17 protein-coding genes and 1 tRNA gene are annotated in these 16,548 nt (G+C 67.7%); 8 read left to right on the top strand and 10 right to left on the bottom strand.

Features of this window, described 5'->3' with window-relative positions:
• Positions 1 to 54: 54 nt before the first annotated feature.
• Positions 55 to 1,068 carry a porphobilinogen synthase gene (gene hemB / locus BMY29_RS16640; protein WP_049990740.1) on the bottom strand — a complete coding sequence of 338 codons (1,014 nt, stop codon included), beginning with the start codon at positions 1,066 to 1,068 and terminating at the stop codon, positions 55 to 57.
• 143 nt (positions 1,069 to 1,211) lie between these two features.
• The gene (locus BMY29_RS16635; RefSeq protein WP_049990741.1) at positions 1,212 to 2,696 is read right to left on the bottom strand and encodes a sodium:solute symporter family protein; all 1,485 of its coding nucleotides are present in this window, start codon (positions 2,694 to 2,696) and stop codon (positions 1,212 to 1,214) included.
• Positions 2,697 to 2,986: 290 nt separating this feature from the next.
• Between BMY29_RS16635 and BMY29_RS16630 the strand changes: the two genes are divergently transcribed.
• From BMY29_RS16630 to BMY29_RS16620, 4 genes are all read left to right on the top strand, one after another.
• Positions 2,987 to 4,162, top strand: a complete 1,176-nt coding sequence (locus tag BMY29_RS16630; RefSeq protein WP_049990742.1) for an MFS transporter — start codon at positions 2,987 to 2,989, stop codon at positions 4,160 to 4,162.
• 121 nt (positions 4,163 to 4,283) lie between these two features.
• Complete coding sequence (locus BMY29_RS21235) at positions 4,284 to 4,439, top strand: hypothetical protein (RefSeq protein WP_173424919.1); 156 nt, start codon at positions 4,284 to 4,286, stop codon at positions 4,437 to 4,439.
• Between the two features lie 69 nt (positions 4,440 to 4,508).
• Positions 4,509 to 5,309 carry a TrmB family transcriptional regulator gene (locus tag BMY29_RS16625; protein WP_049990743.1) on the top strand — a complete coding sequence of 267 codons (801 nt, stop codon included), beginning with the start codon at positions 4,509 to 4,511 and terminating at the stop codon, positions 5,307 to 5,309.
• A 165-nt stretch (positions 5,310 to 5,474) separates the two neighbouring features.
• Positions 5,475 to 5,798, top strand: coding sequence for a 4Fe-4S dicluster domain-containing protein (locus tag BMY29_RS16620; RefSeq protein ID WP_049990744.1), 324 nt, complete (start codon positions 5,475 to 5,477; stop codon positions 5,796 to 5,798).
• A 38-nt stretch (positions 5,799 to 5,836) separates the two neighbouring features.
• Here the strand turns inward: BMY29_RS16620 and BMY29_RS21230 are convergent, their stop codons facing one another.
• Positions 5,837 to 6,001, bottom strand: coding sequence for a DUF6757 family protein (locus BMY29_RS21230; RefSeq protein ID WP_006110911.1), 165 nt, complete (start codon positions 5,999 to 6,001; stop codon positions 5,837 to 5,839).
• A gap of 64 nt (positions 6,002 to 6,065) precedes the next feature.
• Entirely contained in the window at positions 6,066 to 6,842 is a 777-nt protein-coding gene (locus BMY29_RS16615; protein WP_049990745.1) for a PHP domain-containing protein, read from the bottom strand.
• A 159-nt stretch (positions 6,843 to 7,001) separates the two neighbouring features.
• Between BMY29_RS16615 and BMY29_RS16610 the strand changes: the two genes are divergently transcribed.
• A complete protein-coding gene (locus BMY29_RS16610) occupies positions 7,002 to 7,289 on the top strand; it encodes a DUF5789 family protein (RefSeq protein WP_049990746.1) in 288 nt (95 codons plus the stop codon).
• A gap of 117 nt (positions 7,290 to 7,406) precedes the next feature.
• Here the strand turns inward: BMY29_RS16610 and BMY29_RS16605 are convergent, their stop codons facing one another.
• Positions 7,407 to 8,414, bottom strand: a complete 1,008-nt coding sequence (locus BMY29_RS16605) for a DUF5784 family protein (RefSeq protein ID WP_049990754.1) — start codon at positions 8,412 to 8,414, stop codon at positions 7,407 to 7,409.
• A gap of 189 nt (positions 8,415 to 8,603) precedes the next feature.
• Here BMY29_RS16605 and BMY29_RS21225 point away from each other — a divergent pair, with 189 nt between their 5' ends.
• On the top strand, positions 8,604 to 8,777 hold the full coding sequence (locus BMY29_RS21225; RefSeq protein WP_241471299.1) for a DUF5786 family protein: 174 nt from the start codon (positions 8,604 to 8,606) through the stop codon (positions 8,775 to 8,777).
• Positions 8,778 to 8,913: 136 nt separating this feature from the next.
• On the opposite strand, the gene BMY29_RS16600 is transcribed toward BMY29_RS21225, so the two are convergent.
• Positions 8,914 to 9,930 carry a YkgJ family cysteine cluster protein gene (locus BMY29_RS16600; protein WP_049990747.1) on the bottom strand — a complete coding sequence of 339 codons (1,017 nt, stop codon included), beginning with the start codon at positions 9,928 to 9,930 and terminating at the stop codon, positions 8,914 to 8,916.
• A gap of 111 nt (positions 9,931 to 10,041) precedes the next feature.
• Here BMY29_RS16600 and BMY29_RS16595 point away from each other — a divergent pair, with 111 nt between their 5' ends.
• On the top strand, positions 10,042 to 10,293 hold the full coding sequence (locus BMY29_RS16595; RefSeq protein ID WP_049990755.1) for a DUF7561 family protein: 252 nt from the start codon (positions 10,042 to 10,044) through the stop codon (positions 10,291 to 10,293).
• A 168-nt stretch (positions 10,294 to 10,461) separates the two neighbouring features.
• Here the strand turns inward: BMY29_RS16595 and BMY29_RS16590 are convergent.
• A tRNA-Gly gene (locus tag BMY29_RS16590) sits at positions 10,462 to 10,550 on the bottom strand.
• Positions 10,551 to 10,762: 212 nt separating this feature from the next.
• Between BMY29_RS16590 and BMY29_RS16585 the strand changes: the two genes are divergently transcribed.
• Positions 10,763 to 12,610, top strand: coding sequence for a helicase C-terminal domain-containing protein (locus BMY29_RS16585; protein ID WP_049990748.1), 1,848 nt, complete (start codon positions 10,763 to 10,765; stop codon positions 12,608 to 12,610).
• 266 nt (positions 12,611 to 12,876) lie between these two features.
• Here BMY29_RS16585 and BMY29_RS16580 read toward each other — a convergent pair whose 3' ends face one another.
• The 3 genes from BMY29_RS16580 to BMY29_RS16570 form a co-directional block, all read right to left on the bottom strand.
• Positions 12,877 to 13,752, bottom strand: a complete 876-nt coding sequence (locus tag BMY29_RS16580) for a helix-turn-helix transcriptional regulator (protein WP_074854824.1) — start codon at positions 13,750 to 13,752, stop codon at positions 12,877 to 12,879.
• A 303-nt stretch (positions 13,753 to 14,055) separates the two neighbouring features.
• Entirely contained in the window at positions 14,056 to 15,303 is a 1,248-nt protein-coding gene (locus tag BMY29_RS16575; protein WP_049990089.1) for a class I SAM-dependent methyltransferase, read from the bottom strand.
• On the bottom strand, positions 15,296 to 16,483 hold the full coding sequence (locus BMY29_RS16570; RefSeq protein ID WP_049990088.1) for a 60S ribosomal export protein NMD3: 1,188 nt from the start codon (positions 16,481 to 16,483) through the stop codon (positions 15,296 to 15,298). The genes BMY29_RS16575 and BMY29_RS16570 overlap by 8 nt, the downstream gene beginning before the upstream one ends.
• Positions 16,484 to 16,548 lie beyond the last annotated feature (65 nt).

Here is a 16,548-nt window from a genome sequence, read left to right as displayed (position 1 = left end):
ACTCGACCCGGTCGCAACCGTCCGGTTCTCCGTCGAACGGCGAGCGAAGGTCCGTTACAGTCCCCGTGCGACGTCTTCCGCGAAGTAGGTAAGAATCAGGTCCGCGCCGGCCCGCTTGATCGACAGCAGCGATTCCAGGGCGGCCTCCTCCAGATCGAGCCAGCCCTTCTCGGCGGCGGCGTGGAGCATGGCGTACTCGCCGGAGACGTTGTAGGCGGCGACTGGGTGGTCGAACTCCCGACGAACGGCGCTGACGATGTCGAGGTAGGGGAGCGCGGGTTTGACCATCATCACGTCGGCACCCTGCTCGGCGTCCAGTCGGACCTCCCGCATGGCTTCGCGGGCGTTCGCCGGGTCCATCTGGTAGTGACGGCGGTTCCCGAAGGCGGGCGCGCCGTCGGCGGCGTCACGGAACGGGCCGTAGAAGGCGCTCTCGTACTTGGCCGCGTAGCTCATGATCGGGACGTGTTCGAACCCCTCGCGATCGAGTGCGTCCCTGATGGTGCCGACCATCCCGTCCATCATCCCGCTGGGCGCGACCATGTCCGCGCCCGCCCGGGCGTGGGAAACGACGATCTTCTCCAAGGCCGCCAGCGCGGCGTCGTTGTCGACGGTCAGCGTCGGTTCGCAGGCGGGGCCGCCCTCGGTCACGTCGTCCTCGCTGCGGAGTTCCTCCTCGAGCGGGCCGCAGTGGCCGTGATCGGTGTACTCGCAGAGACAGACGTCGGTGATGACGTACGCGTCAGTTTCGGTCGTGATCCGGCGCAGCGCTTCCTGAATGACGCCGTCGTCCGCCCAGGCGCGCGTGCCGTCGGGATCCTTCGACTCCGGAATCCCGAACAGCATGACCGCTTCGACGCCGGTCTCGAGGACTTCCTCGACGCGGGCGACGGCCTCCTCGACTGGGACGCGCTCGTGGCCGGGCATCGACTCGATGGGGCGGCGCTCGTCGGCCGTCGCGTCGACGAACACCGGCGCGATGAGATCCGCGGGCTCGAGGCTCGTCTCGCTGACCAGGCCGCGAACGTGGTCCTGGCGGAGCCGCCGGGGACGATGAGTGAGGTCCATGTGTGCTCTTGTTCGTCTAGCGACGGGCGGGTCAAAAACGGCGCGCTCTCTCGAGCGGACCGGGTCACGGCCGAGCGTCGCCGATTCCCGGTCGACCGACCGAACGCCGTCCGTTCGCTATCGTCCGTTGCCGGTCCTGCCCGTCAGTCGTCGGCGACGTCCGCGACGTCGCCCGCGGTCAGCCGGTCCATGTCCTGACTCGCGTGTTCGCGGACCTCCTCGTTATCGAACGTCTCGCCGTCGTACAGCACGCTCACGAGCCAGATCGTGACGATCGCCGCGGCCGTCGCGGGGACGGCGGGTTCGACCTGTCCCTCGCCGAAGAACTCCGGCGATCCCAGCCCGAACTCCCAGGCGACGAAGACGAGGCCGCCGACGACGAAGCCGGGGAGGCCCGCCTCGCGGACGGTCCCCTCCCAGAGCATCATCACCAGGCCCGCGAACAGCACGGACATGATGCCCATGCCGAGCGTGTTGATGACGATGATCTCGATCCCGCTGAACGCGATCAGCGCGGCGCCGACCCCGAACCCAATGATTGTCAGCCGCGTCACGAGGACGAGGTGTGCGTCCGTGAGGCGGTCGCGACCGCCGCGCAGCGGGATGTAGAGGTCGTTGATGAAGCTCGTCGCGCCCGCCAGCAGGAACGAGTCCGCGCCGGTGATGACCGACGAGACGGCCGCGGCCAGCAGCAGTCCCGCGAAGGCGTCCGGCAGGACGTTCGTGATCGTCCAGGCGAACGCCATCGAAGATTCGATGTCGGCGCCCTGTGCGCTGGCGATCATGCCGGCTGTCGCCGTGAGGATTCCGTACCCGGTGATGACGGTGCCCGCGAGGAAAGTGCCGAACATCGCGACCCGTCGGCTCCGAGCGGACCAGGTCCGCTGGAGCATCTGCTGTTGGGCACCGGCGACGGTGATGTACATCAGGTACCAGGTTCCGATCTGGACGAGTCCGACGCCGAACCAGTTCATGTGGCCCGACGGGACCTCGGCCGTGACGGCCCCGACGCCGCCGACGTTCGTCACCGCGAGCGGAATCGCGACGAGCATCCCGACGATGATGACGACGCCGTGGAGCGTGTCGGTGTAGGCGACGGTGTTCATGCCCCCGTACGCGGTGAGGCCGACGAAGACCGCCACGCTGATCCAGAACGCGGTGTCGAGGTCGATGCCGGTGACGACCGCCAGGACCGACGCCATGCCGATCGTTTGTCCGGCCGTGAGCGCGATCTGGCCGAGGACGGTGAACAGTCCGGCGAAGTACTTCGTGTAATCGCCGTAGACGCGCCCGAGCAGTTCGGGTACGCTCACGACCTCGAACGAGTAGATAAAGCCGATGAACAGCGTCATCGTCATCCAGGCTACCCCTTGCGTCATCGCGTACCACTGGGCGCTGATCCCCTCGATGAACGCCTGCTGAGCGATCCCCATCGTGAGTCCGCCGCCCGTGAACGTCGCGAAGTAGGTCATCATATAGACGGGCAGACTCAGGTTTCGGCCGGCCAGCGTAAACTCCACGTAGCCCTCGCCCGCGCCGCGACCGAACCACAACCCGACCGCGAGTGTCACCGCGAAGTACCCAGTCATCGTTACCACGACCGGATCGGTGACCGCGTCACTTACCATGGCTCTTCCCCCGATCGAACAATCGGTCCGTCATTGACACTGTGTGGCACACCCAGTATTTCTCGAATGGCGAATTATTTCCAATACTTGCTTGCAAAAGCCGTATAAGGGGAGTCCGTGTCCGCGACACCGCTGCTCGACCAGCCCCGTCGATCGCTGCAACTCGATGCCGTCCCGCTCGAGGCGCCCCCTGCCGGTAGCAATACCCTCATCTATCGGGATCCGTGACTGACGAGTGGGTTTTCGTATCGACCGCCGAGTACCGACGACCACGTTGGAATCCGATTCGAATGCTACGCTGGCGATATCAAGAAACCGTCCTCACGATGTGTACGCTCGCCTTCCTGGCGACGATGGCCGCCAGGCTGGTGATCAGTCCGATCGTCCCCCGACTCACCGCGGAGTTCGGCGTCTCGAACTCGGTGATCGGCGTCGCGCTGACGGGCATGTGGATGGCCTACTTCCTCTCGCAGTTCCCCAGCGGCGTCTTCGCCGACAAGTACGGCGAGCGCCGCGTCATCTTGGTCGCCGTCGGCGGCACGGCCGTCGCGAGCGCATTCCTCGCGATCGCGCCCGTCTTCCCCGTCTTCGTGATCGGAACGATCGTCCTCGGGGCCGTCGCCGGCCTCCACTACAGCGTCGCAACCTCGCTGCTGACCCGGACCTACGAGGAGATCGGGGCCGCGATCGGCGTCCACAACAGCGGCGGTCCCATCGCCGGCCTGGTCGCGCCGCCGATCGCCGCCTGGGTCGCCGTCCGGTACGGCTGGCGGGCCGCGATCGCGATCGGGGCCGTCGTGGCCGTCCCGATCTTCGTCCTGTTCGCCAGGTCGGTCCGTCCGATCGATCCGCAGCGGCCGGACCAGGCGATCGCCGATCGGCTCGAACTCGGCCCGCTCGTTGACCTGCTCTCGCGGCCGGAGATTGCCTTCACCGTGGTCCTCGCCGTGCTGGGGGACTTCGTCTGGCAGGCGGTCTCGTCGTTCCTGCCGGCCTTTCTGGTCGCCTATCGGGGCCAGCCCGAGACGACGGCGAGTCTCGTCTTCGGAGGCTACTTCATCGTCCAGGGGATCACGCAGGTCGGAGTCGGCGCGGCCTCCGACCGCTACGGCCGCCAGGTCGTCACGGCGGTCTGTATGGCCTTCTCGGTCGCCGGCTTCGCGCTATTGATCGCCGTCCCCGGCCCCGTCGCGGTCGTCGCCGCGGTCCTGCTCCTCGGAATCGGGCTCGGCTGGGGAGCGGCGCTGCTCCCTCGCTTCATGGACCACCTCTCCGCGACCGAGCGCAGCGCGGGCTTCGGCCTGGTCCGGACGGTCTACGGGGTCCTCGGCGCGCTGGGATCGGTCGTCACCGGTACCCTGGCGGATCTCTTCGGCTGGGCCGTCTCCTTCGGCTTTCTCGCCGCGTTGCTCGGGGTCGTCTTCGCCGCCCTCGTCGTCAATCGCGCATTCTCGTTGGGATACTGACGCCGTCGAGGTGAGCGGCGGCGGGAGCGGACGGCGGCTGTTGTTACGGCCGGAGTAGGCGGCCGTGTACTGTCCCGAAACTCGCGGCTCGCTTATGTGACGCGCCGGTGAAGACCCGTCCATGGCGACGCAATCACGGACGCGACGGAAGGCCGCAGCGCAGTGTATCGACTGTGGCACGGCGTTAGCGGTGTGGATCTCGTCGGACGAGATTCGGCCGATCGGGAGCGCCGACGGCTGTCCCTGCGGCGGCACGTCGTTTCGGCCGTTCGAGTGACAGATACAGGATAAGGGGGTGGCGTCAGAAGGCCGCGGTCTTTCCCGATTGCTCGTTGAGTATTCGCCGATGCCCAACGTCGAGGAAGCGGTCACCTCCCTCGAAGAACTGGGGTTGACGGAGTACGAGGCCCGTTGCTTCGTCGCGCTCACTCGTATCTCGAAGGGGACCGCCAAGGAAGTCAGCCAGGTCGCGGACATCCCTCGCTCGCGCGTGTACGACACCATCGAGCGGCTCGATCGGAAGGGCCTGGTCAGCGTCCAGCAGACCGAGCCACGGGAGTACAAGGCCGTATCGGTCGAAACGGCGTGTCGGCGCATCCGGGAGGACTACGATTCCCGGATCAACGCCGCCGAGAACGCGCTCGGAAACCTCGAGACGCCGGACTCGAAGGACGACGAGGGAATGTGGGCGATCACGCAGCCCCAGCACGTCACCGACCGCATCGTCACGTTCCTCGACGACGCTGAGGATACCGTTCACTACCTCGTTCCAGCGACCGAGGTCGTCGATCGGAAGATTCTCGCGGCTCTCGAATCGGCCGCCGACCGCGGCGTCAGGGTCTACATCGAAGTGGCATCGGAGGCCGATCGAGACGAGTTCTCCGACATGGGCTCGAACGTCGACGTCGTCGTCTCGAACGATCTCAATTCGACGAACGAAATCTACTCCGAGTGGCCGGCGCAGCTGCTCATGGTCGATCAGGAATCGATCGTCGCGACCGGTATCAAGGAGAGCGATCTCCCCGACGTAGTCGACCAGGTGGCGGTCTGGACCTACGGCCACGATCACGGGTTCGCCGTTTGGATCCGCGAACTGCTCGACGATCGGCTCGAGATTCGCGACGAGGACCGGTCGACGGACGAGTGACGTCGTATATACCCCTCGACGGCCATCGGGTCGCGGCCGCGCACCGATTGTGCTAAATCCACCCGTTGAGTTCTCACACAACCGTCTCGGCTCGATCCCCCAACGCGACCGAACGGCCGTAAGTGCGCACATTTAAGTACACATCGGACCATAGACCTGTTAGCAATGGCCATCGATCCACAGTTCCACGAGAACCGCGACCAGGTCGACGAGCACGAGGGCCACGCCGTCTGGGGACCGGTCGACGAACCCGAACAGCTCGGCATCCACGGAACCCACGTCGCGGTCGACTTCGACATCTGCCTCGCGGACGGCGCCTGCGTCGAGGACTGTCCGGTCGACGTCTTCGAGTGGGTCGATACGCCTGGCCACCCCGAGAGCGAGGAGAAGGCAGATCCCGCCAACGAATCCCAGTGTATCGATTGTATGCTCTGTGTCGACGTCTGTCCGGTCGACGCGATCGACGTCGACGCCGGCCGATCGGCCTAAGTGGGCGAATCCCGCCCCTTCGATAGATGAGTGTGCGATTACTCGGCGCGATCGACGTCGACTTTCTCTTTTAAATTCTCGAGTCCGTCGGCTTCGGCGAGCTCCTGTAACCGCTCGCGGAAGTGTTCCTCGCAGAGGCCGACTTTGAGTCCGTCGGACTCGGCTGCGAACGCGGCCTCGCGGTCACAGTAGTGGCAGTTCATGTCCGCCCCTTGGGGCCACGACGCATTGAACCCTCCGCTATCGGCGAAGGCTACCCCGTCGGATTCAGGTCGGGAGGTCGAGCCGTTCGTACGCTTCTCGCGAGAGTCCGGCGATGCCGAGTTGCTCGTCGTGGGCGTCGCTTCCCCCCGTCGCGAGCAGTTCATGGCGCTCGATCGCCCGCTCGACGGGCTCGCGGTCGACCTCGCGCCCGTAGGGGTAGTGCAGTTCGACGGCGTCGAGTTCGGCCGCGACGGCGAGCGCGCTCTCGGGATCGCGATATCGCAGCGGGTGCGCCAGCGAGACGAGCCGACACGATTCGGCCAGGGCCGCCCGTCCCCGCTCGAACGACGGGACTTCCCGGGGCACGTAACACGGACAGTCGGAGCCGATGAGGTGATCGAACGCGCCCTGATAGTCGTACTCGATCTCGGGGTGGGCCTCGATCGCCCGCGCGATGTGGGGGCGGCCGAAGCCGCCGTCGATCGTCACGTCCAGTTCGATCCCCAGCCGGCTCTCCACGCAGTCGACGATCGCCTGGCCGCGCTCGATGCGGTTCGCCTGGATGTCCTCGAGGATGGCTTCGAGTTCTGCGCTCGGTTCCAGCCCGTAGCCGAGCAAGTCGAGTCGCTGGCCGCCGTCCGTCTCGACGCGCAGTTCGATCCCGTGAACGAGCGTCACGCCGTCGCGTTCGACGACCGGGCCGTCGAACGGCTGCCGTCGATCGTGATCCGTCACGGCGACGACGTCGACGCCGTTGCGGCGGGCGGCCTCGGGGACCGACTCGAGGTCGAGGCTCCCGTCCGAGCGCGTCGTGTGGACGTGTAGGTCCGCGTAGGGCATACGGTATCCGACCGGGTCCGCGCAGAAAGGCGTTTCTCCGGCCGTACGCCCGGATTTCCGAGAGACACAAGGCCATACTAGGTGTATTAGGTGTACCGTGGTGCTAGGAAACGTATATGGACAATGTTTATAATTATCGTTCACCCAGATAGGGGTGTGATGCAGCTGAACGGCACCGGCGACGCCATCGACGACCACGAGTACCCCGCCACGACCGAGGAACTGATCGAGGAATACGGGGACCGGACCATCGAGCTCCCCAACGGTACCGAGACGGTCGGCGACGTACTCGCCCGCCTCGGACCCGAGACCTTCGAAGCTCCCGAGGACGCGCGCTTCGCCGTTTACACTGCCGTGAGCAACAAGGCCGTCGGCCGCGTCGGCTACAGCGACCGCGACCCGGCACCGGTCGGCAGCCCCTACACGCCCGACGCGGTCTCGTTCTGAGACGAGACGGTTTCACGCTTTTTCGCTGCGCTCGATGGACCCCTTCGACGACCGAGCCGCGCGTTCGCTCCGCTCGCGCTCGGTCGAGTCGATTCCGCAGAAGCGTCGAGCGAACGCTCAGTCGATGAACTCGATCGCGTCGCCTAACTCGAGGGGCACCGCGCCCTTGCGGTAGCCCTCGACGTGGCCGTTTGGCCTGGTGCGATAGACGACGGCGGGGCGGTGTCGCAGGTTTGGCCGTTCGCCGCGGACCGCTGCCCACGAGTCGTCGCGGAAACTCGAGCAGTCGACGAACAGCACCGCGCCGCCGCCGTGTTCGGCCAACTGGCCGTTGGTCTTGGTCTCGGCGGTATCGCGGACGGCGGCCACGGGGCCGGCGGCTGCGCGGTTGGCCGGCGGCTGCGGGCGCGTGACTTCGACGAGGGCGTTCGCGTCGCCGTTTTCGGCCCGGAAGTCGAGCGAGTGTCCCGTCGTCACCTCGATCTCCGGGACGACGTCGTAGCCGGCGTCGGTGAGGACCTTCGCGGCGATGAACTCGGCCATCGCGGCGCTCATCCGGACGCGGTCGACGTGATCGCTGGTGCCGAGCTTGCCCGACATGACGTGGCGATACTCGTCGAGCACGCCGGTTTGCAGAAAGTCTTCGAAAAATCGGGTCGTCTCCCGGCGACCGGCGTCGGGGAAGCCGGCGGCGTGTTCGCGGAAGAAGGCGCGGGTCGAGTCGCGGCCGTCCTTGGACATGAACACCGGCAGGAAGAACCACGAGAGGTGCGGATAGTCGGCGAGCCAGGGGTCTTCCTCGTGCAGCGTCGCGGTCAGTTCTCGTTGGGCCCACCGCGAGACGTGGTAGGGGACCTCCCGCCAGCCGAACTTGTCCGTCTTCCACAGCGCGGAGGGCGTCTCCGTGTTGCCCATCCAATAGGCCTCCTGATCGTTTCGCGCGAAGAGGGCGACGTCGCCGTTGTCCATCTCGAAGCGGTGTGTCTGCCAGTCGCCGCCGCTCTTGAACCACGGCGAGGCGGCGCGGGCCCCGATGTTCGACTGCAGGGGCTGGAGAATTTCGTGTTTCACGCGCCCGTCGCTCCACGACGCGGGCGAGTACCGAAAGCGAAGCGGCCGTGCCACGTTCCCGCCTAGGCCGCGGAGGGCCATATACCGTTCGCTGTCCGACGCGTCGTCCCCGCACCTCCTGGCTCCGCCGTCGCCGACTTCGCGTCCTCGGTACGGCGTCCAGGGGTACGTTTCGCTCCCGTTAGCTGTGTGATAGACCGTTACATTGATAGTCGATACGGCCCTATCCTGTGTGTAGTTACCATGTCAATGGGTGCCTATGACGAAGACGAGCACGAGCGCCGCGAACAGCAGGCCTCGAAGGTGGACACGGACTTCGATGACGAGCGGACGATCTACCACGGGAAGGTAGAGTACGACGCCGGCGAATCCGCCGAGGAGCTGTTAGACCAGTTCGAACAGATCAAGTCGGACTGACGGTGTCGACGGCCGCCTCGGTTTCGATTTCTCTTCGCGCAGGAGGGGCCCCCGAACCCGAACAGCCGTCGGTCCGCGTCCGTTTCCGCTTCCCTGCTCTATACCCGTTTCCTCGCCGCAGCGCCCACCTCACTGATTACTCGAGCGCGTCCCACCCCGGCGTGTCGGGCGCGCCGCGGTCGGTCTCAACGGCGTCGGCGACGGCCGGCGACGGGACGGTCCCGTCGCTCTCGCGATAGCGGCGGTGCCATTCGCGGATCGCCGGGCCGACCCAGGACTCGTCGCCGCTCGATTCGCCCGATTCCTCTCCCTCTCCCTCGCCGTTCGCCCCCTCGAGCGCCCGCTCTCTGCCCCGCTCGTAGTGGCGCTCGGAGATCGCGAGCGTCCCCGGGCTCGAGGCCACGGCGATCGCGAGGGTCTCGGCGCGGTCCCGTCGGGTGAGCGCGCCCGTCGCGGCTCGTTCGACGATCCCCTCGAGCTCGGCCGGCCGCGGGTGACAGAAGAGCTTCGCCCCGATCGCCTGGGAACCTAACAGCAGGCCGTCGAGATCGCCGTGATCGTCGTCGACCAGGCGGTCGCCGCCGAAGGCCGCCTCGACGCGCTCGCACTCGGTCTCGCGGTCGAGCGCGAGGTTGTACTCGGGGTAGGCCCCGCACTCGTCGGGGTAGAGATCACCGTCGTGGATCCGACACTGCAGCGTCGTCGGATCGAGGAAGACGCAGGCCGGGAGCCAGGCCGGCTCCTCGCGGCCGAAGGGGGCGACCGGCTTGGGCGGTTTCCGGAGGCCGACGAAGAAGGCGGGCCGGCTCGCGACGGCGGCGAGGGTGTAGCCGTCCACCTCGACGCCCTCGTTCTCGTCGCGGGCGCGCCAGAACCGCGGAGTCAGGGCGTCGGCCATCCCGGCGTCGAGGAACGCCCGCACTTCGTCGCGGGTCAGCGGAACGAAGGTGGCGTCGTCGTCCAGCGGCTCCCGCGACGGCCGTTTCTCGTGATCGGCTTCGTCCCCGCCCCCGAAGGGATCGCGCCGTCGCTCGCCTCGCTGGGTCGCCTGGTCACTGGGATCGCCGTCGCGCGCATCGCTTCCGACGCCGTCCTCGAGCAACGGTCGCCAGTCCATACAACAGCCCGCACAGCCGTCGCAGTTCACCTCCATGTGCGCCGGTAGGCGTCCGCGGTCTATAATCGCTCGCCGTGCGGGTCCCTGCCTCGAGTGTCCGATACCGACGGGAGAACGACTTTCACCGTCGAGGACCGACTCACGGGTATGTCGAAGGACTCCTGTGACGGCTGTGGCCGAACGGTCACGGTCTCTGGCGGGATCGCCAACATCTGGTCGTTCGGGACGGACGCCGGCACCGTCGGGACCGCGATGACGCTCGAACTCGATGACGGGACGTCGCACCTGCTGTGTTACCCCTGTATCGAGGCGATACCGGACTATCCGACCGCCGAGGACATCGAGCGGTTAGAGCGCGTCGACGACGAGACCTCGCGGCTCGGCGCGCTGTCGGACTGATCATCGCGTCACGCCGGGCGTGTCGCCGGCGGTCGATTAACGCTCGAAAAATGACTGCAGTGGGGAGTGGAGGCGATGTGACGGAACGGAACGCGCACGCCGTGCCACGGCGAGCGTGAGCGCTCTTGCGAACCGCAGCCACAACCACGGCACAATCGCAGCCGTGAACGGAAGGGGTGGGATTCGAACGCCACGCGGCTGAACGCCGCCGCGGAACCAGGTGGCACCGCGGTGCTCTACCACTGAGCGACCCTTCCGCACGTGAGGCCGACGGCGGATTTCGTATTTGTAATCGGCCGGCTACCCGGGTCGTCGTCGGTCGCGGCCGGCCGTAGGTGCCCGATACCGGGCCGACCGCCGCCGGTAGCCGGTGGTTTCGGCGGGGCTCGCGGCCGGTCGGGCCCGCCGGACTCGCAGCGGGCGCGACGGTTCGCAGCCTTTAGGACGCGGCCGCGCCGTGAATCGAACGGTGAATCCCGAGCGGATCTTCGAAGCGTTTCCCGCACCGAGCTACCGCGGGAATCAGGAGCAGGCCCTCCGCGACATTCGCGACGCCTTCGCGGCCGGCAACGACGTCGTGCTCGTTCGTGCGCCGACGGGCAGCGGCAAGTCACTCTTGGCCCGCGCCGTCGCCGGCTGCGCCAGGCGCGCCGACGAGGGCGATCCCAGCGACGCGACCGGCGCCTACTACACGACGCCGCAGGTCTCCCAACTGGACGACGTGGCCGCCGACGACCTGCTGGCGGACCTAAACGTCATCCGGGGCAAGTCGAACTACACCTGCATCCTCCCGGAGGAGCGCGACACGCCGGTCAACCAGGCGCCCTGCGTCCGCGAACGCGGCTACGATTGCTCCGTGAAACACCGGTGTCCGTACTTCTCCGACCGGGCGATCGCCTCGAACCGGGAGATCGCGGCGATGACGCTGGCCTACTTCATGCAGACCGCTGGCAGCGAGGTCTTTCGCACGCGCGACGTCGTGGTCGTCGACGAGGCACACGGCTTAGCGGAGTGGGCGGAGATGTACGCGACGATCCAGCTCGGCCCCCGAACCGTCCCGTTCTGGGACGATCTGCGCGTCCCCGAGATCGACGACGTCGAGCGTGCCGTCCGGTACGCTGAGAGCCTCGAAGGGACGTGCGAACGCCGGAAGGACGAACTGCTCGCACAGGACTCGCTCTCCCCCGCGGAAGTTCGCGAACGCGACCGCCTCCAGGAACTCATCGGCGAACTCGACTGGTTCGTCTCGGACTATCGCGACCCCCAGAGTCCGACGACCTGGCTGGTCGACCAGTCCGAGTCGCGCGGGCGCACCGGCGCCGACGACAACGGCGACGGCGACGAACCGCGGGGCGGCCCGCTGACGATCAAGCCGATGAACCCCGAGAAGTACCTCCAGCACACCGTTTGGGACCGGGGGAACAAGTTTGCGCTCCTCTCGGCGACGATCCTCAACAAGGCCGCCTTTTGCCGTCAGGTCGGTCTCGACCCCGACGACGTCGCCCTGGTCGACGTCGGGCACACCTTCCCCGTCGAGAACCGGCCGCTGTACGACGTCACGCAGGGGAAGATGACCTACGAGCAGCGCGACGAAACGACGCCGAAGATCGCCCGCACGATCGTCCGGCTCATGCAGCGCCACCCCGACGAGAAGGGGCTGATCCACGCCCACTCCTACGACATTCAGGAGCGCCTGGCGGACCGCCTGCGGGACTTCGGCGTCGGCGACCGGATCCGGACCCACGACCGCGACGGCCGCGACGCCGCCCTCGAGGCCTGGAAGGCCAGCGACGACCCGGACGTTTTCCTCTCGGTGAAGATGGAGGAGGCGCTGGACCTCAAGGGCGACCTCTGTCGGTGGCAGGTGCTCTGTAAGGCCCCGTTCCTCAACACGGGCGACTCGCGGGTCGCCCACCGGCTCGAGGAGGGCCAGTGGGCCTGGTACTACCGGACGGCGCTGCGCACGGTGATCCAGGCCTGCGGCCGGGTCGTCCGCGCGCCCGACGACTACGGTGCGACGTACCTCGCCGACTCGAGCCTGGTCGATCTCTTCGATCGCGCTCGGACCGATATGCCCGCCTGGTTCGAAGCTCAGGTCGACCGCATGGAGTCGCCTGACCTCCCGCAGTTCGATCCGCGGGCGGCGCTCGGCGACGGGACGTCGGGAACGGACGGCAGTGTGGACAGCGGTGGACCGACATCCGACCGCGGACGAGGCGGACGGACCGATCGGTCCGCGCGCTCGCGGGGGTCGGGCCGGTCGCGGCGCTCGTCCCGCTCGAGTCCATTGGCGGACGTCTGGGACACTGACGAGTGAGCGCGGGAGCTGAGAAAACGTCTCTGGGCGCGAGCCGAGTAAAGATGCGGAGACGGCCGACGCGGCGGCGGACCGGGTCCGTCGCGGATGGTCGGCATGACCTCGAAACCGATCTACCGCCGCGTCGTCGTTCGTACCCAGCCCCTCGGCGATCAATTATCTGTCTCGTGTAACACGTTGCACGGTGTGTAACAGTCGGCGATCGGCCGGCCAGGCGATGCCGTAACAGAAGGCGAGTGAGAACGCGACTGGCTCGGAACGGCTGTTCACGTCGAGGAGAGATGACAGTCGTCGAATTCGGTCACCGGGCGCGCGTCCGCTCGCAGTCGGCGGTACCGGTGGGTCGCCCACTCCAGGAGTCGGTCGTCCGCGCTCTCGACGGCGGCATCGAGTCGTCCGTCTTCGGGCGCGCCCAGGACGACCCGTTCTCCGGCGAGTGCGATTCCCACCGACGGCGCCGCCGACGCGGCGTACAGATCGAAGCCGTCGTGTGCGAGCGCGTTCCGGACCTGGTCGGGATACCGCTCGGCGACCGCGCGGAGGGCCGCGTCGCCGACGACGAGTTCCGTCGCGCGTCCCTCGTCGAGCGGCCCCTCGTCGGTGCTCGGCGCGTGGACGGCAAGCACTCGTCGGGTGAAGACCGGCGCCGCGAGACGCAGGCGTTCCGGGTCTCCCTTCCCGATTCCACTCGTCTCCTCGTCGCCGGTCCGGGACGCGTTCTCGTTCGAGCAGGCGGCGAGTCGCTCCACGTACCACTCGGAGGGGTAGTAGGGGTTCGCGTCGGTCGCCGTCGCCAGGTCGGCACCGCGCAGCCAGTCCGGATCGAGGTCCGCGGCCGCCGGCCCGAGGTGCGAGAGAAACGGTTCGAACCGATCGATGGTCCGAAACCGAGCGCGGGCACGTTCGTAGGTTTCGAGGGCCAACTCGCCGACGGGCGTGGCGTCGTACCCGCCGTCGACGCGACGCGCCCAGTCGCGGTCGGTCACCTCGGAGAGCGTCCGGTGGACGGTCGTCCGGGAGACGCCGGTCCGTTCGACGAGGTCGGCGGGACGAGCGGGCCCGTCGACGAGCCGCTCGAGGATAGCAGGCCGGACGGCCGATCCGGAGAGGTACCGGAGGGCGCGCGCTGACTCCTCGGTCATCTAGTTGTCATATCGATCAGTTTGAAGTAAATCCTTACGCTCGATGGATCGGTATCTCGACCGCCCCGTCAGAACACGGACGCGCTCCAGGCGACCATCGAGGAGACCATGAGGAGCGCGAAGAGTAGCGCGATGAGCTGATTCTTGTCCATGGGCGGTAGCTGTCGTTCCGCGGGTATCAATGCCACGACCGACCGGCGTCCCGCGGCCGGCGGTCGACGGAGTCAGCGCCGGGTCGGGATCGGGGTCAAGGTCGACGGAGTCAGCGCCGGGTCGGGATCGGGGTCAAGGTCGACGCCGGTACTAATCGAACCGGGCATCGACGACGACGTGATCGACACCCGCGCTGTGGCTCTTGACGCGCCGCTTTTCGAGCACCTCGAGTTTCCGGTCGGCCGCGTCGGCCGCCGACTCGAGCCTGGCGAGCGGGCGGTCCCACAGCCGGGATTCGGGGGTCGCCTCGTGGTAGTGGACGACGCCGTCAGGCACCAGCGCGGTCAGGGCGTCGTCCAAGAACTCGTGGGCCTCGTCGGCGCGCGTGCCGTGTGCGCCGCCGTCGCGGTCGCCGTCCGCGCGCTCGCTCTCGTTTCCGCTCCCGTAGTACCCCATGACGACCCGGTCGGCCTCGATCTCGCCCGCCAGGTCCCGACAGTCGGTCATGTAGGCGTCGACTTGGTCGCCGACGTCGTTGAGCATCGCGTTCTCGACCAGGTACCGGAACGCGGTCGGGTTGATCTCGGTCGCAGTCACCCGCGCGCCGGACCGGGCCATAGGGAGGGTGAAGTAGCCGATGCCGGCGAACATATCGAACACCTGCTCGTCGGCGCTCGCGACCTCGCCCATCCGCGCGCGTTCGGCCTGGTTCCCCGGCGAGAACATGACCGCCGCGGGGTCGAGCCCGTACCGGGTCCCGTGTTCGGTGTGGATCGTTTCGGTGTCGCGCTCGCCCGCGATGAGGCGGGTGCGGGGCTCGCGGTAGGTGCCGGCCGCGCCGTCGTTGGCGATCCCCTCGTCGGCCAGGACGCTGTCGGCCTCGCCGTGGAGTTCCAGCAGGGCCTCCCCGAGGTCGGCCTCGTCGGGGCAGCCCTCGGGCACCGTCACGAGGATCACCGAGCCGATCACGGCCCACGAGCCTGGTGCGGATTCGAGGGCCTCGTCGCTCCAGCCGCGGTCGGCCAGCAGATCCTCGAGATCGGTATTTCGCGGCTCGGGGTCGAGCTGTCGGACGACCTCGAGCACGCGCGTCTCGGACGGGGGATCCGTGACCGGCAGCGCGATCCGGGCGGGTCCGTCCTCGCGGGTCGAAGACTGGATCGCGTCGTCCGAGGGCTTCGCTCCGCTTCGCCCTCGAGCCTCGCGCACGCGCCGGGAGTCGTCGTAGACGCCCTCGGCGCGCAGCGACTCGATGGCCGTCTCCGCGCGGGACTTCTCGACGACCGCGGCCAGCGGTGCGTCCGCGCGATCGAGGCGCGCATCGACGTCCGACGCGGGCCCATCGGGGCTCTCGTCCGGCTCCGCCGGTTCGCCGCCCCGTTCCGGATCGTCAGGCATCGGTATCGGCGTTCGCGTAGGGATCGTAGGGCTCGACGTCGTCCGCGCCGGTATCGGGATCCGAATCCGGCAGCACGTGCAGTCCCGCGCGGCTCTTCAACACGGGCACCGTCTCGGCGGCCGCATCGAAGTAGTCCGGCCTGGCGACGGTCGTCGCCTGGTAGGTCTCGGGGTCGAGCACCTGGACGGCGTTCTCGTCCTCGACGGTGACGACCGTCGTCTCGACGGCGTCCTCGAGTTCGCCGAGCTTGCGGGCCTCGGGAGAGTTCCCCTCTTCGTAGCCCGCTTCGTAGCGCTCGCCGGTGGTCACCCGCGTTCCCTTCAGGTTGCCGTGGGCGCTGCGGACGAGGACGGGCCCCTTCTCGTCGTCCGCCAGGTCGATGACGTCGCCTGGCGTGTACGGCGGCAGGCGGACGGCGAAGGTCACGCGGTAGACCTCGTTGCCGTCCTCGTCCTCCGTCACGAGGGTTTCGGCGTCGTTGACGGTGCCGCCGAACTCCTCGACCATCTTGTTCGCGATCTTCTTGCCGATCTTGTTGGTCGAGACCTTGATGTTCAGCCCGTCGTCGGTCTCGCCGACCTCGGTGACGAAGGCGTTGCGGTCGCCCGTTGCCTCCATGTCGGCGACGACCTGGTTCGCGATCTCCTCGGCGCGATCGGTCTCCTCGCTCGTCGGCGTGCGGTCCTCGGCGCGGATCTGGACGATGCTGGCGTAGTAGTCGCCGGCGATCCGGCCGCACCGCTGACAGGTCTGGCGGGCGATCTTGACCGGCACGGTCACCTGCTCGTCGACCGGCGTCCCGCGGACCACGCCCGTGAAGTAACAGTGCATTCGGATCGTGTTCTCGTCGACCTGTTCGGGATCGATCTGCCAGGCGACGTCGTCGACGTCGACGTGGACGCCCAGCGCCTCGCTGACCTCCTCGATGGCGATGTCGGTGTAGTCCTGGGCGCCGACGTCGACCCACCGGTTCCCCCGGTAGACGGCGCCGCACTGGGCGCAGACGCGGACGTCGATCCGGTCCGGGGCGTCGACGAAGTCGAAGTCCTCGAAGTAACACTCGTCGCAGAGTTCGACCTCGGCGCCCGGCCGCAGCGGATCCGCAGCGTCCGCGCCGCTCGCGGATCGCTCCGGGATCGGGTCCCCGCAACGGGGACAGAACGCGCGCGATTGACTCATTATCCCCGTTTGGGGGGTCAGGGAGTTAAACGGCGTGCTCTCCGCGGCCGGCGGTTCGTCCGCGG

Source organism: Natrinema salifodinae, from assembly GCF_900110455.1.
GTDB classification, from domain to species: domain Archaea; phylum Halobacteriota; class Halobacteria; order Halobacteriales; family Natrialbaceae; genus Natrinema; species Natrinema salifodinae.
The sequence above is the reverse complement of the archived record's forward strand: the minus strand, read 5'-3'. Positions and strand labels throughout refer to the sequence as shown.

Excerpts from the sequence above, each read along its gene's own strand:
- hemB (WP_049990740.1), bottom strand. The coding sequence starts at position 1,068 with ATGGACCTCACTCATCGTCCCCGGCGGCTCCGCCAGGACCACGTTCGC.
- BMY29_RS16635 (WP_049990741.1), bottom strand. The coding sequence starts at position 2,696 with ATGGTAAGTGACGCGGTCACCGATCCGGTCGTGGTAACGATGACTGGG.
- BMY29_RS16630 (WP_049990742.1), top strand. The coding sequence starts at position 2,987 with ATGCTACGCTGGCGATATCAAGAAACCGTCCTCACGATGTGTACGCTC.
- BMY29_RS21235 (WP_173424919.1), top strand. The coding sequence starts at position 4,284 with ATGGCGACGCAATCACGGACGCGACGGAAGGCCGCAGCGCAGTGTATC.
- BMY29_RS16625 (WP_049990743.1), top strand. The coding sequence starts at position 4,509 with ATGCCCAACGTCGAGGAAGCGGTCACCTCCCTCGAAGAACTGGGGTTG.
- BMY29_RS16620 (WP_049990744.1), top strand. The coding sequence starts at position 5,475 with ATGGCCATCGATCCACAGTTCCACGAGAACCGCGACCAGGTCGACGAG.
- BMY29_RS21230 (WP_006110911.1), bottom strand. The coding sequence starts at position 6,001 with ATGAACTGCCACTACTGTGACCGCGAGGCCGCGTTCGCAGCCGAGTCC.
- BMY29_RS16615 (WP_049990745.1), bottom strand. The coding sequence starts at position 6,842 with ATGCCCTACGCGGACCTACACGTCCACACGACGCGCTCGGACGGGAGC.
- BMY29_RS16610 (WP_049990746.1), top strand. The coding sequence starts at position 7,002 with ATGCAGCTGAACGGCACCGGCGACGCCATCGACGACCACGAGTACCCC.
- BMY29_RS21225 (WP_241471299.1), top strand. The coding sequence starts at position 8,604 with ATGTCAATGGGTGCCTATGACGAAGACGAGCACGAGCGCCGCGAACAG.
- BMY29_RS16600 (WP_049990747.1), bottom strand. The coding sequence starts at position 9,930 with ATGGAGGTGAACTGCGACGGCTGTGCGGGCTGTTGTATGGACTGGCGA.
- BMY29_RS16595 (WP_049990755.1), top strand. The coding sequence starts at position 10,042 with ATGTCGAAGGACTCCTGTGACGGCTGTGGCCGAACGGTCACGGTCTCT.
- BMY29_RS16580 (WP_074854824.1), bottom strand. The coding sequence starts at position 13,752 with ATGACCGAGGAGTCAGCGCGCGCCCTCCGGTACCTCTCCGGATCGGCC.
- BMY29_RS16575 (WP_049990089.1), bottom strand. The coding sequence starts at position 15,303 with ATGCCTGACGATCCGGAACGGGGCGGCGAACCGGCGGAGCCGGACGAG.
- BMY29_RS16570 (WP_049990088.1), bottom strand. The coding sequence starts at position 16,483 with ATGAGTCAATCGCGCGCGTTCTGTCCCCGTTGCGGGGACCCGATCCCG.